The organism is Streptomyces sp. NBC_00252 (genome assembly GCF_036187565.1).
Classification (GTDB): domain Bacteria; phylum Actinomycetota; class Actinomycetes; order Streptomycetales; family Streptomycetaceae; genus Streptomyces.
On sequence record NZ_CP108087.1, the window covers coordinates 4,534,524 to 4,560,819 of the forward strand.

The following is a 26,296-nucleotide window of genomic DNA, read 5'->3' on the forward strand; positions in this document are numbered from 1 at the left end:
GGTGATCAGCCGGTGGGGGACGCGGATGATCGGCCCGACGACGTGAGCGGTTACGTCAGGAGGGCGTGCTGTGGGTGGGTCAGGAGGTGGGTGCGCCGAGAGCGGGGAGCATGACGGCGTCGATGTACGAGGTGAGGTACTCCTGGGTCGGCGGCTGGTCCTCGATGAGCGTCCGGGTCGCGAAGGCGCCGATCATCATGTGCACGACGTACCGCAGCGCCGGGCAGTCCGCACGGACCTCACCCCGGTCGATGGCACGTTGCATGACGATCCGGAACTCTTCCATCTCCGGTTCGACCATCAGCTCGCGGAACGCCCGCAGCAGGTCCGGGTTGTTGTGCGTGGCCATGGCCAGGCCCCGCATCAGCGCGGAGTTCTGTTCCATCCGGCAGTCGTCCTCGCGGACCACCATGGCGTGCATGTCGCCCCGGAGCGTCCCGGTGTCGACGTCGGTGACCCGTCCCGGCTTGCTGTGCCGCATGGCACGCACCACCAGCTCGGCCTTGCTGCCCCACTGGCGGTAGAGCGTCGCCTTGCTTGACCGGGTGCGGGCCGCCACGGCGTCCATGGTGAGGGCGTCGTAGCCGACCTCCCGGAGCAGGTCGAGCACGGCCGCGTACAGCTCGGCCTCGCGCTCGGGCGTGATGCGACTGCGACGCGCCGTTGCGACTTCAGTCATGCCACTCACCTCTCCGGATCCGAACGAGACGGTTTCGTACCTACCTCGTGGTCACGAATGTAGCGCACTCCACAACGAAACGAAACCGTTTCGTACGTGTGTTGAGTCACCCTCGAGGATTTTTCACGAGTTGCTCCGGTCCGTCCCCCGGAAAAGCATAGGGACGTGAGCTATCTGCGCCTGCCGCACCTCAGTGGCGACCTCCTGAGTTTCGTGGCCGAGGACGACCTCTGGCTGGCCCCCCTCGACGGCAGGGGCCGCGCCTGGCGGCTCACCGTCGACCGCACCAAGGTCGGCCACCCGCGCTTCTCGCCCGACGGTCGCCACATCGCGTACACGAGCTGGCGCAGCCTGGTCCCGGAGATCCATCTCGCGCCGGTCGAGGGCGGCCCCGGCCGCCGCCTGACGTACTGGGGCAGCGCCGACACCCAGGTCTGCGGCTGGACCCCCGACGGCGACATCCTTGCGGTGGCCTCGCACGGCGAACCGTTCTCCTATTTCACCTGGGCCCACAAGGTCCCCACGGACGGCGACCCCGGCGGCCGGCTCCCCTGGGGCCCGGTCGCCGACATCCAGCTCGCCGACATCGACGGCGAACACCGGACCCTGCTGCTGACCGGCACCCCGCCGCACGAGCCGGCCGCCTGGAAGCGCTACCGCGGCGGCGCGATGGGCCGCCTCTGGCTGCACGGCCGCCGCCTCCTCGCCGACCTCGAAGGCCATCTGCACTCCCCGATGTTCGTCGACGGCCGTATCGCCTTCCTCTCCGACCACGAGGGCATCGGCAACCTCTACTCCTGTTCCTACGACGGCACCGACCTGCGCCGCCACACCGACCACGACGCCTTCTACGCCCGGCACGCGGCGAGCGACGGCACCCGCGTCGTGTACCAGTGCGCCGGCGACCTGTGGATCGTCGACGACCTGTCCCCCACGTCGACCCCGCGCACGCTGGACGTGCGGTTGAGCGGGCCGCGCGCGGGCCGCCGTACGTATCAGGTCCCCGCCGCCCAGCACGTCGACGGCATCTCGGTCGACGAGACGGGCCGCGCGAGCGCCGTCGTCGTCCGCGGCAGCCTGTACTGGCTGACCCACCGCGACGGCCCCGCCCGCACCATCACCGACACCCCGGGCGTCCGCGTCCGGCTCCCCGAGATGCTCGGCTCCGGCGGCCAGGTCGCCTACGTCACCGACGCCGACGGCGAGGACGCGATCGAGATCGCCTACCTCCCCCGCGCCACCGGCGACCGCGAGCCCCGCCGGCTCGCCTCCGGCGAGGTGGGCCGCGCGCTGGAGCTGGTGTCGGACTCGGCGGGCGAGCGCCTCGCGATCGCCGCGCACGACGGCCGGCTCCTGCTCCTGGACGCCACGGAGGAGTCCAACGGCGAAGTGACGGAGCTGATCCGCTCGATCAACGGACCCGTCCGCGACCTCGCCTTCTCCCCCGACGGCAGCTGGCTGACCTGGTCCCACCCGGGCATCGGCCGCTCCCTCCGCCAGATCAAGATGGCCCGCATCAAGGACCGCCTGATCGTCGACGTCACCAACGGCCGCTTCGAGGACGAGAACCCGGTCTTCACCAGGGACGGCCGCTACCTCGCCTTCCTCTCCTGGCGCGGCTTCGACCCGGTCTACGACGTCCACACCGGCGACCTGTCCTTCCCGCTCGGCTGCCGCCCCTACCTCGTCCCGCTCTCCTCGGCCACGCCCTCCCCCTTCGCGCTCACCCCGGAGGGCCGCCCGGCCGCCGGCGGCCTGGACGCGGCGGAGGACGACGAGGGCGCGGACGGCACGGTGACGGTGGAGGTGGAGGGCCTGGAGAGCAGGGTGACCCCGTTCCCGGTCTCGGCCTCCAAGTACTCGGCGCTGTACCCGGTTTCGGGCGGCGGCCTGGTCTGGCTGCGCTGGCCGATCTCCGGCGCGCTGGGCGAGACCTTCGCCAACCCGGACGACACCAGCGGCCGCCCGACCCTCGAGTACTTCAACATCAGCAAGGCGAAGAAGTCCGAACTCGTGGACCACCTGGACTGGTTCGCGGTGAGCGGCGACGGCACCCGGCTGGTCGTGGTCGACGAGGACGAACTGCGCGCGGTCCCCTCGACGGAGTCCGGCGACAGCGACTCCACGGTCTGGATCGACCTCCGCCGCATCCTCCACGAGGTGGACCCGCCCGCCGAATGGCGCCAGTCGTACGAGGAGGCGGGCCGCCTGATCCGCGCGTACTACTGGGACCCGCAGATGTGCGGCATCGACTGGACCGGGGTCCTTGACCAGTACCGCCCGCTGGTCGACCGGGTCGCCTCCCCCGACGACTTCGCGGACCTGCTGCGGGAAGTCCTGGGCGAGTTGGGCACCTCGCACGCCTACGTCACCCCGTCCCGCCGCAACGAGGGCCCGCCCCACTACCAGCGCCGCCAGGGCCTGCTGGGCGCCAACTTCGTGCGCAGGGAGGGTGGTTGGACGGTGGCCCGCATCCTCCCCGGCGAGTCCTCGGACTCCAAGGCCCGCTCACCCCTGGCCGGCACCGGCATCCGGGAGGGCGCGATCCTGACCCACGTCGACGGCCGCCCGGTGGACGAACTCACCGGCCCCTACCCCCTGTTGGCGGGCGCGGGCGGCACCACGGTCGAGCTGACCTTCACCCCGGCGGAGGGCGAAGGCAGGGCCCGCCGGGTCGCCGTGGTCCCCCTGATCGACGAACGCCCCCTGCGCTACCAGGACTGGGTGGCCAAACGCCGGGCCGTGGTACGGGAGTTGAGCCGCGGCCACTGCGGCTACCTCCACATCCCCGACATGGGCGGCTCCGGCTGGGCCCAGTTCAACCGCGACCTGCGCCTGGAGGTCTCCCGCCCCGCCCTGATCGTCGACGTACGCGGCAACGCGGGCGGCCACATCAGCGAGCTGGTGGTCGAGAAACTCACCCGCACGATCCTCGGCTGGGACCTCACCCGCAACGCCCAACCGGTGTCCTACGCCTCGAACGCCCCCAGGGGCCCGGTGGTTGCCCTGGCCGACGAGGCGACGTCGTCGGACGGCGACATGATCACGGCGGCGTTCAAGCTGTTGAAACTCGGCCCGGTGGTGGGCCAACGCACCTGGGGCGGAGTGGTCGGCATGACCGGCCGCCACGAGCTCGGCGACGGCACGGTGATCACCGTGCCCATGAACGCGGCCTGGTTCGACGCCTACGGCTGGTCGGTGGAAAACCGAGGAGTCACCCCCGACTTGGAGATCCTCCGCACCCCCCTGGACTGGGCGGAGGGCCGCCACGCCCAACTGGACGACGCGATCAAACTGGCCCTTGACCTCCTGTCCATCCACCCCCCGGCAACCCCACCGGACCACTCAGCCGTACCAAACCGAAGCAGACCAAAGCTGCCGCCACGCTCTTGAGGTCTTTCAGGGGCGCGGGGAACTGCGCCGCCACGTTCTAAAACGGGGAGGGGCGAGGCCTTTCAGGTGCTCGGGGAACCGCGCCGCCACGCTCTAAAACAGGGAAGGGCGGGGCCTTTCAGAGGCGCAGGGAACCGCGCCGCCACGTCTAAAACAGGGATGAGCGAGGCCTTTCAGGGGCGCGGGGAACTGCGCACCCAGCCCCCACCGGCCCGCACCCGACAACGAAACGTGGGGCGCCCCAAAAACCAGGGCGCCCCACGCATACAGACTACGAACAGTTACGCGTCGTAGTCCTGGTCCATCTCCCGCTCCACCCGCTCACGCGCACCCTGCCCCGTACGCTGAACGTCCTCGTCCCGCTGCTGCCCCCGGTCCCGCGCCTGGTCCTTACCCTGGTCCATCCGCTCCTTCGCCTTGTCGGCGAGGTCCTTGGCCTTGTCCTGGAACTGGTCCTTCATACCCATGTGGGTTCACTCCCGTGCAGGTGGGGGGGAATTCATGACCCCTCGGTGGGGCCTCATCCAGACTCACACGCCCGCTAACCCCCCGCATCTCGATCAGTCACGCTGAGTAGCACGGGCCGCGTCGTCCGCCGCCCCACCCGCCCCGACGAGCCCCGACCGCATCCCGTCCAGCCGCGACCCGAACCGCCGCATCTCCCGCTGCCCCACGGACCCGATGACCCCCGGCAGATACCCCCGCACACCCTGCATCCCGCGCAGCCACCACTGCCCGTACACATGGCTGGACCGCCGCTCGATCCCCGCGACGATCCGGTCCACGGCCGGCCCCAGCGGATACGTCTTGTTCGCGGGCCACGGCAACCGCGACCTCAACTCCCGCATGACGTCGTCCTGATCGGCCCCGCGCACCATGTCCGTGTCGGTCCACGACAGATACCCGACCCCGACCCGCACGCCCTTGTACCCGACCTCGGCCCGCAGACTGTGCGCGTACGCCTCGACGCCGGACTTGGACGCGCAGTACGCGGTCATCATCGGCGCCGGAGTGATCGCGGCCAGCGAGGCGATCTGCAGCAGATACCCCCGGCTCTCCATCAGCACGGGCAGAAACGCCCGCGCGGTCACCGCGGACCCGATCAGATTGACCTCGATCACCCGCCGCCAGGCGACGGGATCGGAGTCGAGGAACGGCCCCCCGCTGGCGACACCCGCGTTGGCGACGACGATGTCGACCTTCCCGAACCGCTCCTTGACCTCGGCCGCGACCCGCGCCATCGCCTCGTGGTCCGTGACGTCGGCGTACCAGTGGGCGCTGTCGGTGTGCAGCCGTTCGGAGACCTGCTTCAGCTCGTCCGCCTCCAGCCCGACGAGCGCCAACTTGGCCCCGCGCGCGGAGAGTTTGCGGGCGAGCAGCTCGCCGACACCTCGCGCGGCCCCGGTCACGACCGCGACCTGACCCTCAAGACTCACCCTGCTCATGCGCCCTCCTTGACCTGATCGCCCTGACTGAACTGCGCGTACGTGGCGGCCAGTTCGCGGATCTTCGCGCTGACCAGCTCGGGCGCCTCGACGGGCGTCATATGGCCGAGCCCGGGAAGTTCGGTACTGCCGACGCACTGCGGCAGCGCGGCGACCAGCCCCCGCGCGTGCACCGGCGGCGTCATCCGGTCCGCCGTCCCGACGACGACCGCCGTCGGCACCGCCAACTCCCGCACCTGGTGGTCGAGTTCGAGCGAGTCGAGGACCTCCGACCACGCGTGCCGCACACCCCGCGGACACGCGTGCACGATCCGCGCGCACGCCTCGACCATGTCGGGTGCCGAACCGGCGCCCATCGTCGCGTACTTGAGGATGCGCCGCGCGGTCGGCGTGACCGGCCCGAGCGGCGCCCGCGACCCGAGCGCCTTCCGGGTCAGCCAGGACCGCACCCGCCCGGCCCGCAAGGGCACCACGAGCGACTCGTCCACCAGCCGCGAACTCCCCGTGCTGCACAGCAGAACGGCCACCACATGCTCCCGGAACCGCGCCCGCGAAGCAGCCGCGAGCACCGCCATCCCACCCATGGAATGCCCGGCGACCACCGCCTTCTCCCCGCCCCGAAGCGTCTTCTCCAGTACGGCGTCCAGGTCGTCGGCGAGCGCGTCGGCGCTGTGCGCGAGGGCCGCGGGACTGCGCCCGTGGCCCCGCTGGTCGTAGGCGACGACCCGGTGGTCGACCGCCAACTCCCTTATCTGCGCGGCCCAGAACGCGGTCGAGCAGGTCCAGCCGTGCGCGAGGACGACGGTCGGCACGCCGTCCTCGGGCCCGTGCACCTCGACGTGCAGCCGGGAGCCGTCGGCCGAGGTGACGGTCAACTCCCGTACGGGAGTGGGCGGGGCGTACACCCCGGTGGCGACATGCAGGAGCCGGCTCATGCGCTGGCCACCTCCGTCTCCTCTGTCTCCTCCGTCTCCGCGGCCTCCGTCGACCGTGCTTGCGCCCGGACGACCTCGTACTCGGAGAGGTCCACGCGCCGGGTCGCCTTGCGGAACTCGGCCGTCGTACCGGGCCAGATCGTGGTGTTACGGCCGCTCGCGTCCAGGTACCAGCTGGTGCAGCCGCCGGTGTTCCACACGGTCCGCTTCAGGCGTTCCTGCACCCACCGGTTCCACGCGCCGACCGCGCTCGGCCGGGCGTCGAGGGCGACCTGTCCGCCCAGGACGTCCAACTGCCGTATGTAGTCGGCGAGATAGTTCAGCTGGGACTCGATCATCAGGATCATGGAGGACGTGCCGAGGCCGGTGTTGGGCCCGATGACGGTCATCCAGTTCGGGAACCCGGCCGCGGAGGTCCCGCGTAGCGCCTGCATCCCGCCCTGCCAGGCCTCGGCCAGCGTCCGCCCGTCCACGCCGATGACGCGCTCGGCGATCGGCATGTCCGTGACGTGGAAGCCCGTGCCGAAGACGATCGCGTCGACCTCGGCCGTGGTGCCGTCGGCCGCGACGACGGTCGAACCCCTGATCTCGCTCAGCCCGCTGGCCACGACGTCGACATTGGGCTGGGCGAGCGCCGGGTAGTAGGCGCTGGAGAGCAGGATGCGCTTGCAGCCGATGCGGTAGTCGGGGGTGAGCTTGGCGCGCAGCGCCGGGTCCTTGATCGAGCGGGCCATGTTCCGCTTGGCCACCCGCTCCACCAGGGCCAGCTGGTCGGGCCGCTTGGTGAACGCCTGGGTCTGCAACTCCCTTATGCCCCACAGGAGTCCGCGCCGCGCCTGGGTGGTGAAGGGCAGCGCGCGGTGCAGGGCGCGCTCGGCGCCGCTGATGGCCCGGTCGACGCGGGGCATCACCCAGGGCGGGGTGCGCTGGAAGAGGGTGAGCCGCCCCACCTCGGGCTGGATCGCCGGCACGATCTGTATCGCGGAGGCCCCGGTACCGACCACCGCTACGCGCTTGCCCCGCAGGTCGTAGTCGTGGTCCCAGCGCGCCGAGTGGAAGACCTCACCGGGGAACGTGTCGAGCCCGGGCACGTCCGGGACCTTGGGGTCGGAGAGCGGCCCGGTCGCGGAGACGACGAGGTCGGCGGAGTACGACCCGCTGGTGGTCTCGATCTCCCACCGCAGCCGCTCCGCGTCCCACGTCATCATCTTCACCTCGCTGTTGAAGCGGAGGTGCGGCCGGAGCCGGAAGACGTCCGTGACGTGCTCCAGGTAGGCGCGGATGTGCCCCTGCCCGGAGAACGTGCGCGGCCAGTCGGCGTTCGGCGCGAAGGAGAACGAGTACAGATGGGACGGTACGTCGCAGGCGCAGCCGGGATAGCTGTTGTCCCGCCAGGTCCCGCCCACGCTGTCGGCGCGCTCCAGGACGACGAAGTCGGTGACGCCCTCGCGCCGCAGCCGCACGGCGGCTCCCAGCCCGCCGAACCCGGACCCGATCACCGCCACCCGCACATGCTCGTGTTCGGTCATCCCGTGCCCTTCCATACGACCAAGTAACCGCGCCAGTGAACACTGGCGCAATCGGAGCGTAGAGCAGCTCCTTACCGATGGGTAGGGGTCGGGAGGAGGGCATTTGAATCAGCGGCCGCCAACACGCGCCCCCGGGCCACGACGTAGGGTGCGGGCGTGGCGGAGAAGGCAGAGCAGACGGAGAAGCGCGAGTACCGCATGGAGGAACTGGCCGCGGAGGCCGGCATCACCGTGCGCACCCTGCGCTTCTACCGCGAGCGCAAACTCATCCACCCGCCGCGCCGCGAGGGCCGTATCGCCTGGTACGACGAGACGCACCTGGCCCGCCTGCACACGATTTCGGCGCTCCTGGAACGCGGCCACACCCTCAACGGCATCGCGGAACTCGCCGAGGCCTTCGACCACGGCCGCAACGTCGGCGAGCTCCTCGGCCTCGGCGCCCCCACCGAGGAGACCCCGGTCCGGCTCACCCCGGAGGCCCTCGCCGACTACTTCGGCGACCAGGCCACCCCGGAGAACTTCGCCGCCTCACTCGAACTCGGCTACCTCGGCACCGACGGCAGCGAGATCGTCCACATAAGCCGCCGCCTCCTGGACGTCACGGCCGCCCTGGTCCGCGAGGGCATCCCCCTCGCCGACGTCCTCGCCGCGGGCCGCCGGGTCCGCGAGCACACCGACGCCCTCGCCGAACTCTTCACCGCCCTGGTCATCTCCGGCGGCCGCACCCCGGACGACCTGCAACGACTGCGCCCCCTCGCGAAGAGCGTCGTCGAGGCGGAACTCTCCATGGCCATGGACCGCCGACTCCGCCAGCCCGACCAGGGGTCGTAGCCCACCGACCGGAGGACGTAGACCACCGATCAGAGGTCGTAGACCACCGGTCAGAGGCGGCACGGGAGGAGCCGGGGCGCCTGCACATCGGCGTCCAAGACACAGACCGCCGATCAAGGTCGTAGACCACCGACCAGAGGCGGCACGGGAGGAGCCGGGGCGCCTCCACCACGGTCTCCAGGCCGCAGACCGCCGATCAGAGGTCGTAGACCACCGTCACCGGCGCGTGGTCCGACCACCGCTCGTCATGCGTGGCCGCCCGCTCGACGAACCCCTTGACCGCCTTCGCCGCGAGCCCCGGCGTCGAAACGTGATAGTCGATGCGCCAACCACTGTCGTTGTCGAACGCCCGCCCCCGGTAGGACCACCAGGAGTACGGCCCCTCGACATCGGGGTGCAGTCCGCGCATGACGTCAACGAACCCACCGTCCCCGGCGTCGAAGACGGTGCCCAGCCACTCCCTCTCCTCCGGCAGGAACCCCGAACTCTTCTGGTTGGCCCGCCAGTTCTTGAGGTCCGCGGGGTGATGGGCGATGTTCCAGTCACCGCAGACGACGACCTCACGCCCGTCGGCCGCGGACCGCTCCCGCAGCCCCTTCAGATAGGCGAAGAACTCGCCCATGAACCGCACCTTCTCGTCCTGCCGCTCGGTACCGACCTCACCGGAGGGCAGATACAGACTCGCGACCGTGACCCCGGGCAGGTCGACCTCGACGTAACGACCGCTCCCGTCGAACTCGGCCGACCCGAAGCCCACCTGGACCCGGTCCGGCTCACGCCGGCTGTAGAGGGAGACACCCGCACGCCCCTTGGCGGCGGCCGGCGCGTGCACGACGTACCAGCCCTCCGGGGCGCGGACGTGGTCCGGCAGCTGCTGCGGCTCGGCCCGCACCTCCTGCAGACAGAGCACATCGGCGGAGGTCTCCGCGAGCCACTCCACGAAGCCCTTCTTCGCGGCGGCCCGCAGTCCGTTCACATTGGCAGAGGTCACAGTGAGCACTCGGGCACAATACCGGCACACTGGACGGAGTCCGGATCCACCCTGCGCGGACCCTCACAGTCCTCCATGAACCCTCGCGGCACTGCGCGGACCCCCTCGGTCCTCCGCGGCTCCACCCGGTCTTCCGCAGGCCCTCCCTACGCATAGAAGTACGATACTCGGCATGAAAATACGCCCCGTCCCGTTCGACCACCCCGACGCCGTGAAGCTGAACGACCAGGTCCAGGCCGAATACCACGTCCGCTACGGCGACGGCGGCGACGCCACCACCCTGGACCCGACGGACTTCACCCCGCCGAACGGCGTGTACCTGATCGCGTACGACGAGAACGACTCCCCCGTCGCCACCGGCGGCTGGCGCGCCCAGGACGCCAACGGCGAGGGCAACGAGGACGGCGACGCCGAACTCAAGCGCATGTACGTCATCGAGCAGGCCCGCGGCCTGGGCCTCGCCCGCCGCATACTGGCCACCCTGGAGGAAAACGCCCGCGCGGCCGGCCGCACCCGCATGGTCCTGGAAACCGGCATCAAGCAGCCCGAGGCCATCGCCCTCTACACCTCCAGCGGCTACGAGCCCTGCGTGAAGTTCGGCTACTACCGCTTCCACGCGGACAGTCGGTGTTTTGCGAAGGGGCTGTGAGTCTCGTCGGGGCGGTGGGCTGGCTCGGGGGCGTCCGGCGGGTGGGTGGGGTCCGTTAAGCGGGTGGGGTCCGTCAGACGGGTGGGGTCCGTTAAGCAGGTGGGATCCGTCAGGCGGGCGATGAGGCAGCCGGGCAACTAGACGACGCCCCTCGCCGTACCCGCCTCACCGACCTCACCGACCTCACCGACCTCACCGACCTCACCGACCTCACCGACCAGCGGAAACGCGAGCCCAGGCCGGGCGGCAGCGCGGCTCACCGGGATATCCCTGATATGAGCCCACTCGGCGAAGACGCGGCCGTCCCTGCCTCGCCATAGCCGCGGAGGCCCACCCGCGCATCCAACTCCAGGCTGTTCGCCCCGGCCGGTGACGGCATCCGGAGCACCGCGTCGAGCACCGGCCCCAGACGGCCGCAGCCCGCGGTCCTCGGTGCCGTGAACCGGTTGTCCGCCACCCCGAACGCGACGACGAGCGGATCCTGCGAGACGACGGTCGACGCCGCGGTCTCCTTCAGCACCAGCCGCACCGGATCCTCATCGGTACCGATGGAACAGCCGGACGGCACGGCCGGCCCCGAGATCCCGAATTTCAAGTTCAGCTCGCCGCGCCGCTGATCGTTCGACTGGAAGTCGAAGTAACCCGCGTACCGAGGCGTGATCTCCAACCACGTGCCCCGGACGCGCACAGGAGCGGCCGTCATCGCGCCGAAGACCTGGCGGAACTCTCCGTCGACCGTGCCCTCGGCGAAGGTGATCGCCATGCCCTTGTCGAGCGACTGGTCTATGCGCCCGAGGGTCAGATGCCCGACGGCAGTCATCGCTTCGCAACGCCAGTCCCCGGGATCGGCACCCTCAGGAAGCTCGGAAAGCGCCGGACAGGCACTGAAGTCGGCACCCGGCACGGGGGCGGGAGCCGCCGCATGGGCCGACCCTGCCGTCACACCCACCCCCAGAGTCAGAGCGGCCAGCGACAGCACGAGCCGCCGGGCCAGACGGGCCGGGCGCACCGAACGGACTGAACTGACCGAACGGGCTGCGTGAACTGTGCGCACTGCACGAGCTGTGCGGGCGGCACGAAGCATGGCGACCTCCGAATGAAGCGTCGAGTCGGCCGACTCGAAGGAGCGGCCTCCATCCAGCATTACAGGCTTTTCTCTGCATGGGAAGTTCTGCAGAGAAAAATCTGCAGAGCATTGGCTGTACGCTGCCGCCATGAGCGAATCGCAGGAGCTCCCCGCACCGGATCCCGCACGGGACGCCCTTGAGCCGAACCTCGCGCCAGACCGCGCACCGGACCCCGCGCCCACCCCCGCACCGGACTCCACCCCGGCTCCCGAACCGACGGACGACACCCGGCGCCAAGTCAGCGACCCCGCCGCACTGAAGGCCCTCGCCCACCCCCTGCGGCTACGGATCCTGCGTCACCTCGGCGTCTCCGGACCAGCGACCTCGACGACCCTCGCCGCCGCCCTCGGCGAGAACACCGGCACCCTCAGCTATCACCTGCGCCGGCTGGAGCAGGGCGGGTTCATCGAGGACGTCCCGGACAGCCCCGGCGGACGCGAGCGCTGGTGGCGGGCGGTGCGCGGGCTGGACATTCGCAGGCCCGCGCAGGAGGAGATGACGGACGGCGAGCGTGCCGTCGCGAGCACGCTCGACCGGATGAGGATGGAGGAGGACATCGAGCTCGCCCGCCGCTTCATGGCGGAACAGGCGGACTCACAAGGCTGGATGCGAGGCTCACGGAGCCTCAGCCACCTCACCGCGGAAGAGGTCGACGCCTTCCACGACGCCTATCTGGAGCTGCTGGCCCGCTTCTCCCGCGGCCCGGAAGACGCACCGCCCGGCGCCCGCCCCGTCCATCTGCGGTGGTTCGCCCTCCCCGCCGAATGACCCCAACTCGGCTGCGGGCGAAGGCCCCCGGAAACGACGAAGATCCCGCCCGATCGTGAAGATCGGACGGGATCTCGTCAACTACCCCTGAGTGAACTCAAGAACAGTCATTGCGGTGGACCTGTGGGGATTTGAACCCCAGACCCCCTCGATGCGAACGAGGTGCGCTACCAGACTGCGCCACAGGCCCTTGCAACGAGTGAAACTCTAGCATCCCCGTCAGGGTGCTTGGAAATCCGTTCCTTGCCTGGTCACTCGTTGGCCGCGCGGGGCCGTTCGCCGTCCTCGTACTGATCGAACAGCGGGGTGCGGCCCCGCTCGCGGGCGCGGCGGGCGGAGGCCGCGCGGCGGGCGTCGGTGCGGCCGTCCGCCGTCGTCCTGTCCTCCGACCCGTCCTCCGCGTCCTCGTCCTGAACGTCGTGGGCGTGCTGGGCGTCGCGGTCGTCCCGCGCACCCGACTGCGCCTCCTGCTCCGGCGCCACGGAACTGGACCGGGCCGAACTCCACGCGTCCGGCGCCCCGAGGTCCACGTCGGACGTGGCGCGCGGCGCGACCGGTGCGGTGACGTACGTCGGCAGCGGGACCGGTACCGGGTCCCAGCTGTCGCCCTGGCCCGGCCGGCGCTGCCGCTCGCGCTGCTGGTCGACCCACTCGGCGTGGTCGGTCTGTTCGACGAGGGCGCGGCGGTCGGCGGCGAGCGCGGACAGCCCGGGGTCGGTCTGCGGTTCCGGCCCCTCCTCGGCGTCGTCGAGCGAGGCGTCCACGGACGCGCGCCGACGCGGCTGGCGCTCCCGCAGTCGCTGCGCGGCGACCTCGGCCCTGCGCCGGTCCATCTGGTAGGCGAAGCGGCGGCGTTCCTGGGTGCGCAGGTAGGCGATGTATCCGCTGAGCAGTACCGCCGGCACGCCGGGCGCCCAGAGCAGGGCGAGCCCGCCGACCGCCGCGACGATCGCGCCGAGCGTGAAGGCGAGGAAGAGCATCACGGTGGTACGTCTGCGGCGCGCGAGCACCTTCACGCGCCGGGCGCGCGCTGCCGCGGCCTCCTCGGCGGGGCTGCGCCGAGCGACCGGGACACGCTTGCGCGCGGACGCGGAGGGGGACTTGGGCGCCTTGGCGGACGCGGGGGCTTGCGGGGGTGCCGACTTGGGCGCCTGCTCGCGTGCCGGTTCACGGACGGGCGGCGTGTGCTCGGACTCGCGCGCCGCTTCCCGCGCCGCCGCGCGCTCCGGCTCGCGGACCGTTCCGCGTTCCGGTTCTCGCGGCGCTTCCGGCCGTTCGTGGCTCTGCTGGCGGACGGGTGCGTGCACCTGGGGACGGACCGGGGGCATGGCGAAGGCCCGGACGTCCACCGAGTCGGTGACGGCGTCCGAGGCGTCGGCGCTGGGCTCCCCCTCCTCGGCGGAGCGCGCCCGCAGGTCCTTGGCGTACCGGCGCTCCATTCCCGCCCGTCCGGACAGCAGCCGGATGGCGGTGCTGAAGCGTTCCGTCGGACGGGCCTCGTTCAGCTCGTCCTGCCTACGGAGCCACATCGGCACCAAGTAGGCGGCCCAGGCCCCGACAATGACTGCGTAGATGAGGCCGCTGCTGCTCACGCCTCACACGGTAGAGGGGTTTGCGTGAGGCCATCTGCCAATTGAGCCGGTGTGTCGCACGATCTGGCTGATATTTCGAGCTTTTTTTGTGACCGATGCGATCAACAGGCCGCCGAGTTGGCGAATTCATTGCCCTAAGACGGTCATCCGCCGATCACTTTCGAACACTTATTCCATTTCCAGCGTCCCGGACTTCCACCCCTCCGGGCTATGCGGGATTGTCGTGCGGGGTACTCCGGGAGCGTGCCCGCTGCCAGCGGCTCAGCAACCCCTCGGGCACCTCTTCCGCGGTGAGCGCGAAGACGAGATGGTCGCGCCAGGCGCCGTCGATGTGGAGATAACGGGGCCTGAGCCCCTCCTCACGGAATCCGAGTTTCTCGACGACGCGGCGGCTGGGGCCGTTCTCCGGGCGAATACAGACCTCGATGCGGTGCAGTCCGACGGACCGGAAACAGTGGTCGACGACGAGTGCCACGGACGTCGGCATCACTCCGCGCCCGGCCACCGACTCGTCCACCCAGTAACCGATGTGGCCCGAACACATGGAACCCCAGGTGATCCCCGCCACCGTCAACTGCCCGACCAGGCGCCCCTGGTATTCAATGACGAACGGCAGCATCCGGCCCGAGTTCGCCTCGGAACGCAGATGCCGGACCATCTGCCGGTACGTCGGCCGGTGCGCGATCGGCCCGCTGGGAGTGGGCGGCGGAATCGTCGCCTCCCAGGGGCGCAGCCAGTCCCGGTTGCGCCGGTTGACCTCGCGCCAGGCACGCTGGTCGCGCAGTTTTATCGGCCTCAGGACGATGTCGCCGTCCACCAGCACGGCAGGCCAGGATGGGCTGTTCAGCTCGCACCCCCACTGGTGTCGGCGGGTCTGGGGTGATCGCCGCCGCGGATCTGGTCGACGGCGTGCGCCAGCAGGGGCTCCAGGACGGCGAGGCCGTCCCTCACCCCGCCGGTGGACCCCGGAAGGTTGACGATCAGTGTGTACCCGGCGACTCCGGCGAGCCCCCGGGAGAGCGCCGCGGTCGGCACCTTCTCCCGTCCGAACGCCCGGATGGCCTCGGCGATGCCCGGCACCTCGTAGTCGATGACCGCGCGGGTCGCCTCGGGGGTGCGGTCGGTCGGCGATACGCCGGTGCCGCCGGTGGTGACGACGGCGTCGTAACCGGCCTCCACGGCGGCTCTCAGCGCGGCCTCCACGGGGTCGCCGTCGGGAACGACCTGTGGCCCCTCGACCGTGAAGCCGAAACCCTTGAGGCCGTCGGCGACCAGTGGGCCGCCCTTGTCCTCGTAGACGCCGGTGGCGGCCCGGTTGGAGGCCGTGACCACCAGGGCGCGGTACGGCGCGGACAGCGTGCTGTCGGGCGTCATGTCCGGCTCCAGTCGCCCGACTTGCCGCCCGTCTTCTCCTCCACGCGCACGTCCGTGATGACCGCTCCCTTGTCGACCGCCTTGACCATGTCGATCACGGTGAGCGCGGCGACGGAGACCGCGGTGAGCGCCTCCATCTCGACGCCTGTGCGGTCCGTCGTCTTCACGGTGGCCCGGATGCGTACGGCGTCGTCCGCGACCGACAGATCCAGTTTCACACCCGACACCGACAACGGGTGGCAGAGCGGGATCAGGTCCGGGGTGCGTTTGGCGCCCATGATTCCGGCGATGCGCGCGGTGGCGAGGGCGTCGCCCTTGGGGACCCCCTCGCCGCGCAGCAGTTCGACCACGCGGGGCGAGACGAGGACGCGTCCGGTGGCGGTGGCGGTGCGCGCGGTCACGTCCTTGCCGGACACGTCGACCATCCGGGCGGCGCCCGCTTCGTCGATGTGCGTCAGTCGGTCGTGCGCAGGGGGTCCGGGGGTGCTCCCCCGGAAAGGCTCAGTCATGCTGTGTGGCGCTCCCGGTCCGGGCGTGTTGTGCGCGACACGGTACCGCCAACCAGCAGTACTCAGCCGAGCAGGACCACGTCGACCTCGGTGCCGGGCTCCACGGACTCGACGTTCTCGGGGACGACGATCAGCGCGTCGGCGAGCGCGAGGGCCGCCACGAGGTGCGATCCGGCGCCCCCTACGGGGGTGACCGCGCCGTCGGCGTACGTCCCGCGCAGGAACTGCCGGCGTCCCTTCGGGGAGGTCAGCGCCTTGTCCGCGGTGAGCGTGGCCCGGGTCCTCGGGCGGTGCACGTCGTCCAGGCCCATGAGGGTGCGGATCGCGGGGCGGACGAACAGCTCGAAGGAGACGTACGACGAGACCGGGTTGCCCGGGAGGGCCAGCAGCGGGATGTGGTCGGGGCCGATGGAGCCGAAGCCCTGGGGTTTGCCGGGCTGCATGGCGAGCTTGCGGAAGTCGATCCCGGCGCCCTCCTCGTCCTCGTCCCCTACGGAGGACAGCGCCTCCTTGACGACGTCGTACGCCCCGACGCTCACGCCGCCGGTGGTGACCATGAGGTCGGCGCGGACGAGCTGGTCCTCGATGGTGGAGCGGAGGGTCTCCGCGTCGTCGGCGACGGCGCCCACCCGGTAGGCGATGGCTCCGGCGTCGCGGGCGGCGGCGGTGAGGGCGAAGCTGTTCGAGTCGTAGATCTGGCCGTTGCCCAACTGCTCGTCGGGCTGGACGAGTTCGCTGCCGGTGGACATGACGACCACGCGCGGGCGGGGGCGTACGCGGACCGTGCCGCGGCCGATCGCGGCGAGGAGGGCGATCTGCGGCGGGCCGAGGACGGTGCCGGCTTCCAGGGCGCGGTCGCCCGCCTTCACGTCGCTGCCCTGCGCGCGGACGTGCGCGCGTGCCTCGGCCGAGCGGTACACGTGCACGTGCCCGCCGGCTCCCTCGGGGGACTGGCTGCGGGCCCGCATGCCGGTGACCGGGCCCTCGCCGAGGCCTCCGTCGGTCCACTCCACGGGGACGACGGCCTCGGCGCCGGGCGGGAGCGGGGCGCCGGTCATGATGCGGGCGGTCTCTCCGGGGCCCACGTGGAGGGACTCGGCCTGCCCGGCCGCGACGTCACCGATGACCGTCAGGACGGCCGGGTACTCCTCGCTCGCGCCCGCCACGTCCGTGACCCGCACCGCGTACCCGTCCATCGAGCTGTTGTCGAAGGGCGGGAGCGAGACCGGCACCGTGACGTCCTCGACCAGGACGCAGCCCTGGGCGTCGAGCAGATGGAGCTCGATGGGGTCCAGGGGGCGGACGGTCGCGAGGATGTCCTCCAGGTGCTCGTCCACCGTCCAGAGGTGGTCGGGTCCTGCGGTGCGGGTCGCGGCGGTGCTCAACGTTGCTACATCTCCTCGGCTACGTAACTGCGAAGCCAGGCCCGGAAGTCCGGCCCCAGGTCTTCACGTTCGCACGCGAGTCTGACAATGGCACGCAGATAGTCGCCCCGGTCTCCGGTGTCATAGCGGCGGCCCTTGAAGACGACGCCGTGCACGGGGCCGCCGACCTTCTCGTCGGTGGCGAGCTGCTGGAGGGCGTCGGTGAGCTGGATCTCGCCGCCGCGGCCCGGCTCGGTCTTGCGCAGTATGTCGAAGATGTGGGGGTCGAGGACGTAGCGGCCGATGATCGCGTAGTTCGACGGGGCGTCGGCCGCGTCGGGCTTCTCGACCAGGCCGGTCACCTTGACGACGTCGTCGTCCGCGGTGGCCTCGACGGCCGCGGAGCCGTAGAGGTGGATCTGCTCGGGTTCGACCTCCATGAGGGCGACGACGCTGCCGCCGTGCAGCTCCTGGACCTCGACCATGCGCGCGAGGAGGGGGTCGCGGGGGTCGATCAGGTCATCCCCGAGGAGGACGGCGAAGGGCTCGTGGCCGACGTGCGGGGCGGCGCACAGGACGGCGTGGCCGAGGCCCTTGGGGTCGCCCTGGCGGACGTAGTGCATGGTCGCGAGGTCGCTGGACTCCTGGACCTTGGCGAGCCGGCCCGCGTCGCCCTTCTTCTGGAGGGCGGATTCGAGCTCGTAGTTGCGGTCGAAGTGGTCCTCAAGAGGGCGCTTGTTGCGTCCGGTGATCATGAGGACGTCGTCGAGCCCAGCCGACACGGCCTCTTCGACCACGTACTGGATCGCGGGCTTGTCCACGACCGGCAGCATCTCCTTGGGAGTTGCCTTCGTGGCCGGCAGGAACCTGGTGCCGAGACCGGCTGCGGGAATGACAGCCTTGCTGATCCTGGGGTGCGACTGAGTCATGCCCGAACCTTATCCGGTGCGTTTGTGCGCAATCTGTGGCACCGGTTGAAACGTTCTCATATGAGCACATTAGAGAGGGTACGGGTGGGACCTGTGCGTCACCTAGGACATGAAGCCGAGCCTGACAAGCGAATGTTGCGGCGAGAGTTCCTCGCGGTGAGGAACAGGTTGACGGCCGATGACGTACGGGAGGCGGGCGACGCGCTCGCCGACCGCGCCCTGGAACTGCCGGAGTTGGCGCACGCGCGCACGGTGGCGGCCTACGTCTCCGTCGGGACCGAACCCGGAACGCTCGCGCTCCTGGACGCACTCCGCGCGCGGGACGTCCGCGTCCTGCTGCCGGTGCTCCTCCCGGACAACGACCTGGACTGGGGCGCCTACGACGGCGAGGGCTCGCTCGCAAGGGTCCAACACGGCGGAAAGATGGCGCTGTTCGAGCCCTCCGGCGAGCGGCTCGGCCCGGACGCCGTGACGGCCGCCGACGTCGTCCTGCTGCCCGGCCTGGCGGTCGACGGGCGCGGGATGCGCCTGGGCCGCGGCGGAGGGTCGTACGACCGCGTACTGGCGCGGCTGGAGCGGGCGGGCGCGCATCCCGCGCTGGTGGTGCTGCTGTACGACTCCGAGGTCGTCGAGCGGGTCCCTGCGGAGGCGCACGACCGGCCGGTGCGGGCGGCGGTCACACCGAGCGGTCCGCACCGGTTCACCGAGAACTGAAATGGCCCTCCACGCACGCGTGGAGGGCCATTTCAGTTCGTTCAACGATTCACGGCTTGAGCACCAGGGTGTCGCTCGTGCTGTCGTCGACCGCCTTGGACGAGAACGACCAGGGCAGCAGTTCACCGTTGACCCACTTGCTGGTCTGGTCGGTGTAGTGCGCGCTGTAGGCGTGTCCGGAGGCTCCGGTGAGGTTGATCCACTTGGACTTGTCGAAGTTGTCCAGGTTGACCACCATGCGCATCGACGGCACCCAGACGACTCCGTAGCCGCCGGCCGCGTTCCAGCCGGTCGCGTTGACCGTGGCCTCGCCGCCGCTGAGCTTCCAGGGGCCGCGGTTGAGGACGTACTTGACGATGCCGGGGCCCTCGGTGCCCAGGGTCTGGTTCTTCAGGAACAGGCGGTGCAGCCGACCCCAGCTCCAGGTGTCGATGTCCTTGCCGAGCTTGGCGGTGAGCTCCCAGCGGGCGTCGATCATGGCGCGCTTGAACAGCTGGTTCATGTTGCTCGCACCCGGGCGGTTGCCCGACTCGGGGGTCTTCCACCAGTCGCTGGTGGGGTCGTCCATGAGCTTGCGGACGACCTCGAACCAGCGGTCGCCGCCGTCCGGTTGGGCCTCGTCGGCATCGCGCTCGCCGCACTCGCGGACCTTCTGGTTGTCCTCGTCGGCGGGCCCGGTGGTGTCGACCGGCTTGACGATCAGACACTGGCCCTTGACCCGCAGCTCCTTGGGGAGCTTGTTGCCGAAGGCGAGCTTGAGGATGTTGCGCCAGACCGAGTTGAAGTAGGCGGCGGCCGCCGAGTCGGCGTCCTGGGTGTAGTCCCAGCCCTCCAGGAGCTTCTGCGCCTCGCGCACGTCCGGGTCGTCGATGTCGAGCTTCAGCAGCTTGGGCACGATCAGCTTGGCGATCTCGCTGCTGTCGTCGAGCTGCATCTGCCGCATGTCGTCGGTGGAGATCTTGCCGCCGCCGTCGATCTTCGACTGGATCAGATCGGTGATGCGCTGGCTGCGGGTGCCGTAGCCCCAGTCCGTGGTGAGTGTGTACGGGTACTTGTCCTTGTCGATCACGGCCTGGTTGGCGGTGACGATGTAGCCGCGCTTCGGGTTGAACTCGTACGGCAGGGCGGCCTGCGGGATGTAGCCGTTCCAGTCGTACTTGGGGTCCCAGCCGGGCACCGGCAGCGAGCCGTCGCCCTTCCCGCGCGTGGGGATCTTGCCGGGCAGCGTGTAGCCGATGTTGTTCTTGGTGTCGGCGTAGACGAGGTTCTGGGAGGGCACGTCGAACTTCGTGGAGGCCGCGCGGAACTCGGTCCAGTTCGACGCCTTGTCGATGGCGAAGACGGCGTCCATGGTGGTGCCCGGGTCCTCGGCGGTCCAGCGCAGGGCGATGCCGTAGCCGTCGCCTCTGTCGGGTGCCGCGGCGTCGACGGTGGCCTTCTTGCCGACCTTCACGAGTTCGTCGTCACGGTCGGACAGCAGCGGGCCGTTGTTGGTCTCCCGGACGACGATCTTCTTGGACGCGCCGCCGGCGACCTTGATGGTCTCCGTGCGGGTCGTGAAGGGCTTCGTCTTGCCGTCGTACAGGTAGCCGTCCCCGGAGAGCTTCTCCAGGTAGAGGTCGGTGGTGTCGACCCCGGAGTTGGTCATGCCCCAGGCGATGTTCTGGTTGTGGCCGATGACGACGCCGGGCATGCCCGCGAAGGTGTAGCCGGAGACGTCGTACTGGCACTTGCTGGAGACCGCGCGGCAGTGCAGGCCCATCTGGTACCACACCGACGGCAGCGACGCCTCCAGGTGTGGATCGTTGGCCAGGAGGGGCTTGCCGGTGATGGTGTTCTTGCCGGCGACGACCCAGGAGTTGGAGCCGATGCCCTGGCCGTTCACGCCGACGGCCGTCGGGAGGTCCTCCAGGACGTTCGAGAGGCTCGAGAGCTGGCTCGTGAGGGCCGAACCCGACGAGGACGACGTCGACCCCGTCGTGCCGCTCGTGGACGTGCTGGTGGAGCTGTCAGAGCTGCCGAAGGTCTTGGTGTACTCGTCGTACTCGCCCTCGGTGACGATCGGCTGGTTGCGGCTGTACGGATACTCCGGGTACAGGTCCGCGATCTGCTGGGGGCCGAGGCGGCTGGTCATTAGGGCGCGGTCGATCTCGTCCTGCATATTGCCGCGCAGGTCCCAGGCCATCGCCTTGAGCCACGCGATCGAGTCGACCGGGGTCCACTTCTGCGGCTTGTAGTTGTTCTCGAACCCGAGGGCCGCGTACTCCAGGGAGATGTCCTTGCCGTCTTTGCCCTTGAGGTAGGCGTTGACTCCCTTGGCGTACGCCTGGAGGTACTTCTTCGTGGAGGCCGACAGCGTGGTGTCGTACTCCTTCTGGGCCACTCGGTCCCAGCCCAGGGTGCGCAGGAACTCGTCGTTCTTGACCTGGCCCTTTCCGAACATCTCGGAGAGCCGGCCGGAGGTCATGTGCCGGCGCACGTCCATCTCGTAGAACCGGTCCTGCGCCTGGACGTAGCCCTGGGCCATGAACAGGTCCGCGTCGGAGGACGCGTAGATCTGGGGGATGCCGTAGCTGTCGCGCTTCACGTCGACGGGTCCGGACAGGCCGTCGAGGGTGATCGATCCGGTGGTCTGCGGAAGCGACGCGCGGACCGTGCTGATCGACCAGTACGCGCCGTAGGCGATGCCCCCGATGATGGCCAGTACCAGAACAAGCACCAATAGACGGGCTTTGCGCCCCTTTTTCCTGCCGGACTTGCCGGGCTTATGACCCGATGAGGCGGTGGTGTTGGGGGGCATCGCTGTCCTTGCTGTCCTAACGCGAGCGGCAGGGCGGGCTGTGCTTTTGACTGAGCGCTGGAGCAACCATAGGCGCAGGGTCCCGGGCGACTTGACGCGGAGTCGGGTACCGACGCGGACGGGCGTTCGATCTTGCCTCGAGAAGTGTCAAGAAAGCGTCAAGAGTTAGGTAAGGTAACGAAGTACTTGGATGCATGGCGCCGCAGCCTCGCGTCCCCTGTACGTGTGCTGTCGCCCCAGAGGCGCGTCAGCCGAGGAAGGGAAGGCCACTGACTGTCCACCACCTCGACCAGCTTCTGCTCGTCTGCTCGCTCGTCCTGCTCGTCGCCGTCGCGGCGGTCCGGATCTCCTCGCGCAGCGGGCTCCCGAGCCTGCTCGTGTACCTGGGGATCGGCGTCGCCATGGGCCAGGACGGCGTCGGCGACATCCACTTCAACAACGCCGAGCTGACCCAGGTCATCGGGTACGCGGCCCTGGTCGTGATCCTGGCCGAGGGCGGCCTCGGCACGAAGTGGAAAGAGGTCAGGCCCGTCCTGTCGTCCGCGGCCACACTGGCGCTGGCGGGAGTGGCGGTGAGCGTCGGCGTCACGGCCGCGGCCGCGCACTACGTGGTCGGCCTGGAATGGCGGCAGGCGCTCATCATCGGGGCGGTGGTGTCCTCGACGGACGCGGCGGCGGTCTTCTCCGTGCTGCGCCGAATCCCCCTCCCCGCGCGCGTGACGGGCACGCTGGAGGCCGAGTCCGGGTTCAACGACGCCCCGGTGGTCATCCTGGTCGTCGCCTTCTCCACGGCGGGCCCCGTCGAGCACTGGTACCTCCTGGTGGGCGAGATAGCCCTGGAACTGGCCATCGGCGCGGCCATGGGTGTCGCGGTGGGCTGGCTCGGGTCCTGGGGGATCCGGCACGTGGCGCTGCCCGCCTCCGGGCTCTACCCGATCGCCGTCATGGCCATCGCGGTCACCGCGTACGCGGCGGGCGCCCTGGCACACGGCAGCGGCTTCCTGGCGGTCTATCTCGCCTCGATGATGCTCGGCAACGCCAAGCTGCCCCACTGGCCCGCCACACGCGGTTTCGCCGAGGGGCTCGGCTGGATCGCCCAGATCGGCATGTTCGTCCTGCTCGGCCTGCTGGTCACCCCGCACGAACTGGGGGACGACGTCTGGCCCGCGCTCATCATCGGCCTGGTGCTGACAATGGTCGCCCGGCCGCTCAGCGTGGTGGTGAGCCTCACGCCGTTCCGGGTGCCCTGGCAGGAGCAGACCCTCATGTCCTGGGCCGGGCTGCGCGGCGCGGTGCCCATCATCCTGGCGACGATCCCCATGGTGAACGGCGTCTCCGGCAGCCGCCGCATCTTCAACATCGTCTTCGTCCTGGTCGTGGTCTACACCCTCATCCAGGGGCCGACACTCCCCTGGCTGGCGCGCAAGCTGCGGCTCGGCGAGGGTGCGGAGGCCGCCGACCTCGGAGTCGAATCAGCGCCTCTGGAGCGGCTGCGCGGGCATCTGCTGTCGGTGGCGATCCCCCCGGAGTCGAAGATGCACGGCGTCGAGGTCAACGAGCTGAGACTGCCGGCCGGGGCCGCGGTCACCCTCGTCGTACGCGATGAAAAATCGTTCGTCCCCCTGCCCTCGACGGTCCTGCGGCGCGGCGACGAACTCCTCGTGGTCACCACGGACCCGGTCCGGGACGCGGCGGAGCAGCGTCTGCGCGCGGTGGGCCACGGCGGCAAGCTCGCGGGGTGGCTGGGCACGGACGTCACCGGCGCCGGCCGTTAAGGGCATGTTTCGCACGGTTCACATGTTCACCAATCACAGGTGAACGCGCGCGTGGTGCCCGTTTTCACAGGCTCACCGCACCTCTCCACCTGTACGATGAAGGCACATTCTGATCGAACCAACTCTGCCTGAAGCAGTGCTGGCGCGACCGTATGGCGGCCGAGACCCTCTCCGCAGTGGGCACCGGTATCTACCGCAGTTCCGCGCAAGAGGACAGCTCTCGGCGCCCCCCGCACAGGGCGCGCTACCAGGCGGCAGAAAGGCACGGGCCGTGGCATCCACGGTCACCTCCGGGACGGGATCCCGTCCCGGATACGGGCAGCTGCTGCGCACGCGCGGCGCCTGGACGTTCCTGCTTCCCGGCTTCGCGGCACGCCAGCCGTTCGCGATGCTCACCATCTCCATCGTGCTGCTGGTCCAGCACACCACCGGCTCCTACGGCGCGGCGGGCGCCGCCGCGGCCGTCACCGGCGTCTCCATGGCCCTGTTCGCGCCCTACAGCGGCCGCCTGGCCGACCGCTACGGACAGCGGACCGTCCTGCTCCCCGGCGTCCTGGTGCACACCCTGTCGGGCCTCACGTTCACGGCCCTCGCGCTCGGCCACGCGCCCCTGTGGGCGCTGTTCGTGGCGGCCGTGCCCACCGGCGCCTCGGTGCCGCAGATCGGGCCCATGGTGCGCGCCCGCTGGGGCGTGAAGCTCCAGGACTCCCCGCTGCTGAGCACCGCCGCGGCCTTCGAGTCCGTCACGGACGAGCTGACCTTCGTCTTCGGCCCGCTCCTGGCCACCGCCCTGTGCACCGCCGTGAACCCGGCCGCCGGCCTGATCACCGAGGCCTCGCTGACCCTCGTCGGCGGCCTGCTGTTCGCCGCCCAGAAGAGCACCCAGCCCACGGTGGCCGTCACCGCCGGGCACGCACGCGTGGAGCACGTTTCCGCATTGAGCATCCCCGGGGTGCGCGTGCTGATCGTGACCTTCCTGGGCATCGGTTCCGTCTTCGGCGGGATGCAGGTCTCCCTGGCCGCGTTCACCGAGTCGATCGGCGAACCGGGCCTGAACGGCGTCCTGTACGGCACGTTCGCCGCCGGCAACATGCTCTCCGGGATCGTCTGCGGTGCCGTCGCCTGGAAGGTCGCCCCGCAGCGCCGCCTGCTCATCGGCTACGCGGCGCTCGCGCTGACCGCGTCCGCCCTGTGGACCGCGCACTCGGTGGCGCTGCTGGCGGGCCTGGGTCTCCTGGTCGGCATGTGCATCGCGCCCGCCCTGATCACCGGCTACACGCTGGTCGAGGGACTCGTCCCGGCCGGCGCCCGTACGGAGGCCTTCACCTGGCTGACCGGCGCGGTCGCCCTCGGCCAGGCCGCCGCCGTCACGGTCGCGGGACAGCTGGAGGACCGCCTGTGGGGCGGCGCCGGTTTCCTGGTCCCGATGGTCGGCACCGTGCTCGCCCTGGGGACCCTGCTGGCCCTGCGCTCACGCCTCGCGACCCGGCCCCACAGCCGGACCGTGGCACGTGGCGTCGGTCACCGCGTGCCGGTGGCAGTGGACTGATCCCCGGGAATACGTCAGTATGGACGCTCGTTAGCACTCATTGAGTGAGAGTGCCAGGAGGAAGACAACAGTGCCGACCTACCAGTACCAGTGCACCGAGTGCGGCGAGGGCCTTGAAGCGGTCCAGAAGTTCACCGACGACGCGCTGACCGAGTGCCCCAATTGCGGCGGACGCCTGAAGAAGGTGTACTCCGCGGTCGGCATTGTCTTCAAGGGCTCCGGCTTCTACCGGAACGACAGCCGCGGCTCCTCGTCGAGCAGCACGCCGGCCACCCCGAAGCCGTCGACGTCCTCGGACTCGAAGCCGTCCACCCCCTCGACCTCGTCGTCCTCCTCGGACTCGAAGTCGTCGAGTTCGGGCTCCTCGTCCAGTAACAGCTCCGCCGCGTAGGACACTTCCGCGGGACCCTGTCGTCGCACGACGACAGGGTCTTCGGCGTTTCCGGAGCCGGTTTCCGCGCCATTTCGACGGCCGCTAGGGTGCGGGGCATGGCGAACGCAGAGATCGGCGTAATCGGCGGCTCCGGCTTCTACTCGTTCCTCGACGACGTGACCGAGATCGAGGTGGACACCCCCTACGGACCCCCCAGCGACTCCCTCTTCCTCGGCGAGATCGCCGGCCGGCGGGTCGCGTTCCTGCCACGGCACGGACGCGGCCACCATCTGCCGCCGCACCGCATCAATTACCGCGCCAACCTCTGGGCGCTGCGCTCCGTCGGCGTCCGCCAGGTCCTCGGCCCGTGCGCGGTGGGCGGGCTGCGCCCCGAGTACGGGCCGGGCACGCTGCTGGTGCCGGACCAGCTGGTGGACCGCACCAAGTCCCGCACGGGCACGTACTTCGACGGACTCCCGCTGCCCGACGGCGCGGTGCCGAACGTGGTGCACGTGTCGCTGGCCGACCCCTACTGCCCCACCGGCCGGGCCGCCGCGCTGAAGTCGGCGCGCGGGCGCGACTGGGAGCCGGTGGACGGCGGCACGCTCGTGGTGATCGAGGGCCCGCGCTTCTCAACCCGCGCCGAGTCGCTGTGGCACCAGGCGCAGGGCTGGTCGGTGGTCGGCATGACCGGCCACCCCGAGGCCGCGCTCGCCCGTGAACTGGAGCTCTGCTACTCGTCGTTGACCCTCGTCACCGACCTCGACGCGGGCGCCGAGACCGGCGAGGGCGTCTCCCACGACGAGGTGCTGCAAGTGTTCGCGGCCAACGTGGACCGGCTGCGGGGCGTGCTGTTCGACACGGTGGCCGCGCTGCCGGAGAGCGGGGAGCGGGACTGCCTGTGCGCGAACGCGCTGGGCGGGATGGACCCGGGCTTCGCACTGCCGTAACCGGGGCCCAGGCGGCGGAA

General features: G+C 70.3%; 24 protein-coding genes and 1 tRNA gene. 9 read left to right on the forward strand and 16 right to left on the reverse strand.

The genetic code is table 11. The annotated features are described in order from the left end of the window. Positions 1 to 79 precede the first annotated feature (79 nt). A complete protein-coding gene (locus OHT77_RS19640; protein ID WP_328829825.1) occupies positions 80 to 679 on the reverse strand; it encodes a TetR/AcrR family transcriptional regulator in 600 nt (199 codons plus the stop codon). A gap of 165 nt (positions 680 to 844) precedes the next feature. On the opposite strand from OHT77_RS19640, the gene OHT77_RS19645 reads away from it, so the two are divergent. Beyond that, positions 845 to 4,072 (forward strand): S41 family peptidase, encoded by a 3,228-nt coding sequence (locus tag OHT77_RS19645; protein WP_328829827.1) that lies wholly within the window; start codon positions 845 to 847, stop codon positions 4,070 to 4,072. Between the two features lie 281 nt (positions 4,073 to 4,353). Here OHT77_RS19645 and OHT77_RS19650 read toward each other — a convergent pair whose 3' ends face one another. The 4 genes from OHT77_RS19650 to OHT77_RS19665 all read right to left on the reverse strand — a co-directional run bounded on the left by OHT77_RS19650 (position 4,354) and on the right by OHT77_RS19665 (position 7,981). Then, a complete protein-coding gene (locus OHT77_RS19650; protein WP_328829829.1) occupies positions 4,354 to 4,539 on the reverse strand; it encodes a hypothetical protein in 186 nt (61 codons plus the stop codon). A 93-nt stretch (positions 4,540 to 4,632) separates the two neighbouring features. Further along, positions 4,633 to 5,517 (reverse strand): SDR family oxidoreductase, encoded by an 885-nt coding sequence (locus OHT77_RS19655; protein WP_266771451.1) that lies wholly within the window; start codon positions 5,515 to 5,517, stop codon positions 4,633 to 4,635. Then, positions 5,514 to 6,452 (reverse strand): alpha/beta fold hydrolase, encoded by a 939-nt coding sequence (locus OHT77_RS19660; protein ID WP_328829830.1) that lies wholly within the window; start codon positions 6,450 to 6,452, stop codon positions 5,514 to 5,516. Before OHT77_RS19660 ends, OHT77_RS19655 begins: the two co-directional genes overlap by 4 nt. Continuing rightward, entirely contained in the window at positions 6,449 to 7,981 is a 1,533-nt protein-coding gene (locus tag OHT77_RS19665) for a flavin-containing monooxygenase (protein ID WP_328829831.1), read from the reverse strand. The genes OHT77_RS19660 and OHT77_RS19665 overlap by 4 nt, the downstream gene beginning before the upstream one ends. 198 nt (positions 7,982 to 8,179) lie before the next feature. Between OHT77_RS19665 and OHT77_RS19670 the strand changes: the two genes are divergently transcribed. Beyond that, a complete protein-coding gene (locus tag OHT77_RS19670) occupies positions 8,180 to 8,812 on the forward strand; it encodes a MerR family transcriptional regulator (RefSeq protein ID WP_328834282.1) in 633 nt (210 codons plus the stop codon). Between the two features lie 196 nt (positions 8,813 to 9,008). Here OHT77_RS19670 and OHT77_RS19675 read toward each other — a convergent pair whose 3' ends face one another. Next, complete coding sequence (locus OHT77_RS19675) at positions 9,009 to 9,812, reverse strand: exodeoxyribonuclease III (RefSeq protein ID WP_328829832.1); 804 nt, start codon at positions 9,810 to 9,812, stop codon at positions 9,009 to 9,011. 163 nt (positions 9,813 to 9,975) lie between these two features. On the opposite strand from OHT77_RS19675, the gene OHT77_RS19680 reads away from it, so the two are divergent. Further along, positions 9,976 to 10,452 carry a GNAT family N-acetyltransferase gene (locus OHT77_RS19680; protein WP_328829833.1) on the forward strand — a complete coding sequence of 159 codons (477 nt, stop codon included), beginning with the start codon at positions 9,976 to 9,978 and terminating at the stop codon, positions 10,450 to 10,452. 137 nt (positions 10,453 to 10,589) lie between these two features. On the opposite strand, the gene OHT77_RS19685 is transcribed toward OHT77_RS19680, so the two are convergent. Further along, complete coding sequence (locus OHT77_RS19685) at positions 10,590 to 10,712, reverse strand: hypothetical protein (RefSeq protein WP_328829834.1); 123 nt, start codon at positions 10,710 to 10,712, stop codon at positions 10,590 to 10,592. After that, positions 10,709 to 11,668: a hypothetical protein gene (locus OHT77_RS19690; protein WP_328829836.1), complete on the reverse strand. Its 960-nt coding sequence runs from the start codon at positions 11,666 to 11,668 to the stop codon at positions 10,709 to 10,711. The genes OHT77_RS19685 and OHT77_RS19690 overlap by 4 nt, the downstream gene beginning before the upstream one ends. On the opposite strand from OHT77_RS19690, the gene OHT77_RS19695 reads away from it, so the two are divergent. Continuing rightward, positions 11,667 to 12,347 carry an ArsR/SmtB family transcription factor gene (locus OHT77_RS19695; RefSeq protein WP_328829837.1) on the forward strand — a complete coding sequence of 227 codons (681 nt, stop codon included), beginning with the start codon at positions 11,667 to 11,669 and terminating at the stop codon, positions 12,345 to 12,347. The genes OHT77_RS19690 and OHT77_RS19695 overlap by 2 nt on opposite strands. Positions 12,348 to 12,463: 116 nt before the next feature. On the opposite strand, the gene OHT77_RS19700 is transcribed toward OHT77_RS19695, so the two are convergent. The 7 genes from OHT77_RS19700 to galU all read right to left on the reverse strand — a co-directional run bounded on the left by OHT77_RS19700 (position 12,464) and on the right by galU (position 18,115). Continuing rightward, a tRNA-Ala gene (locus tag OHT77_RS19700) sits at positions 12,464 to 12,537 on the reverse strand. 61 nt (positions 12,538 to 12,598) lie between these two features. Further along, complete coding sequence (sepX, locus tag OHT77_RS19705; protein WP_328829839.1) at positions 12,599 to 13,939, reverse strand: divisome protein SepX/GlpR; 1,341 nt, start codon at positions 13,937 to 13,939, stop codon at positions 12,599 to 12,601. 208 nt (positions 13,940 to 14,147) lie between these two features. Further along, the gene (locus tag OHT77_RS19710; RefSeq protein WP_328829841.1) at positions 14,148 to 14,762 is read right to left on the reverse strand and encodes a GNAT family N-acetyltransferase; all 615 of its coding nucleotides are present in this window, start codon (positions 14,760 to 14,762) and stop codon (positions 14,148 to 14,150) included. 20 nt (positions 14,763 to 14,782) lie between these two features. After that, positions 14,783 to 15,313: a MogA/MoaB family molybdenum cofactor biosynthesis protein gene (locus tag OHT77_RS19715; protein WP_328829842.1), complete on the reverse strand. Its 531-nt coding sequence runs from the start codon at positions 15,311 to 15,313 to the stop codon at positions 14,783 to 14,785. Continuing rightward, a complete protein-coding gene (gene moaC, locus OHT77_RS19720) occupies positions 15,310 to 15,822 on the reverse strand; it encodes a cyclic pyranopterin monophosphate synthase MoaC (RefSeq protein ID WP_328829844.1) in 513 nt (170 codons plus the stop codon). Before moaC ends, OHT77_RS19715 begins: the two co-directional genes overlap by 4 nt. Positions 15,823 to 15,884: 62 nt before the next feature. Beyond that, positions 15,885 to 17,207, reverse strand: coding sequence for a molybdotransferase-like divisome protein Glp (gene glp, locus OHT77_RS19725; protein WP_328829846.1), 1,323 nt, complete (start codon positions 17,205 to 17,207; stop codon positions 15,885 to 15,887). 5 nt (positions 17,208 to 17,212) lie between these two features. Beyond that, positions 17,213 to 18,115 (reverse strand): UTP--glucose-1-phosphate uridylyltransferase GalU, encoded by a 903-nt coding sequence (gene galU, locus OHT77_RS19730; RefSeq protein ID WP_266771406.1) that lies wholly within the window; start codon positions 18,113 to 18,115, stop codon positions 17,213 to 17,215. A 132-nt stretch (positions 18,116 to 18,247) separates the two neighbouring features. On the opposite strand from galU, the gene OHT77_RS19735 reads away from it, so the two are divergent. After that, positions 18,248 to 18,829 carry a 5-formyltetrahydrofolate cyclo-ligase gene (locus OHT77_RS19735; RefSeq protein WP_328829847.1) on the forward strand — a complete coding sequence of 194 codons (582 nt, stop codon included), beginning with the start codon at positions 18,248 to 18,250 and terminating at the stop codon, positions 18,827 to 18,829. A gap of 49 nt (positions 18,830 to 18,878) precedes the next feature. On the opposite strand, the gene OHT77_RS19740 is transcribed toward OHT77_RS19735, so the two are convergent. Then, entirely contained in the window at positions 18,879 to 21,629 is a 2,751-nt protein-coding gene (locus OHT77_RS19740) for a penicillin acylase family protein (protein ID WP_328829849.1), read from the reverse strand. Positions 21,630 to 21,823: 194 nt separating this feature from the next. Here OHT77_RS19740 and OHT77_RS19745 point away from each other — a divergent pair, with 194 nt between their 5' ends. The 4 genes from OHT77_RS19745 (at position 21,824) to OHT77_RS19760 (ending at position 26,276) form a co-directional block, all read left to right on the forward strand. Next, positions 21,824 to 23,404, forward strand: coding sequence for a potassium/proton antiporter (locus OHT77_RS19745; RefSeq protein WP_328829850.1), 1,581 nt, complete (start codon positions 21,824 to 21,826; stop codon positions 23,402 to 23,404). A gap of 271 nt (positions 23,405 to 23,675) precedes the next feature. Then, positions 23,676 to 24,953, forward strand: coding sequence for an MFS transporter (locus tag OHT77_RS19750; RefSeq protein WP_328829851.1), 1,278 nt, complete (start codon positions 23,676 to 23,678; stop codon positions 24,951 to 24,953). A 70-nt stretch (positions 24,954 to 25,023) separates the two neighbouring features. Further along, positions 25,024 to 25,344 carry an FmdB family zinc ribbon protein gene (locus OHT77_RS19755; protein WP_266771399.1) on the forward strand — a complete coding sequence of 107 codons (321 nt, stop codon included), beginning with the start codon at positions 25,024 to 25,026 and terminating at the stop codon, positions 25,342 to 25,344. A gap of 98 nt (positions 25,345 to 25,442) precedes the next feature. Further along, positions 25,443 to 26,276, forward strand: a complete 834-nt coding sequence (locus tag OHT77_RS19760) for an S-methyl-5'-thioadenosine phosphorylase (protein ID WP_328829852.1) — start codon at positions 25,443 to 25,445, stop codon at positions 26,274 to 26,276. Positions 26,277 to 26,296: the final 20 nt, after the last annotated feature.